The organism is Mesorhizobium sp. M1A.T.Ca.IN.004.03.1.1, from assembly GCF_003997555.1.
Lineage (GTDB): Bacteria > Pseudomonadota > Alphaproteobacteria > Rhizobiales > Rhizobiaceae > Mesorhizobium.
The window spans coordinates 1-228 of record NZ_RZTV01001244.1; the positions used below are offsets into that span (position 1 = coordinate 1).

Below are 228 nucleotides of genomic sequence, written 5' to 3' on the forward strand. Positions count from 1 at the left end.
GCTTGAGGCCCTGACCACCGCTCAGGTCGGCGCGCTTGGTTCCACACAGGTTGCCGTATTGACCACGGATGATCTCGCGGCCTTGTCGACCGCGCAGATCGCGGCTCTCAGCCATTTTCCGCGAAGCGGACGGCGCCACTCATCGCGTTCTCGGCGCCGACGGCCATTTCTACCGCCGCCAGGTCGAAGGCTTCGCCCGCACCATTCTGGACGGCGCGGTGATGGAAG

At 65.8% G+C, this 228-nt stretch carries 2 pseudogenes; both read left to right on the forward strand.

Annotated features, from left to right (window positions below):
- Window positions 1-108, forward strand: a pseudogene (locus EOD29_RS37785) (hypothetical protein); the annotation flags it as partial.
- Between the two features lie 5 nt (window positions 109-113).
- Window positions 114-228: pseudogene (locus EOD29_RS35680) on the forward strand (gfo/Idh/MocA family oxidoreductase); the annotation flags it as partial.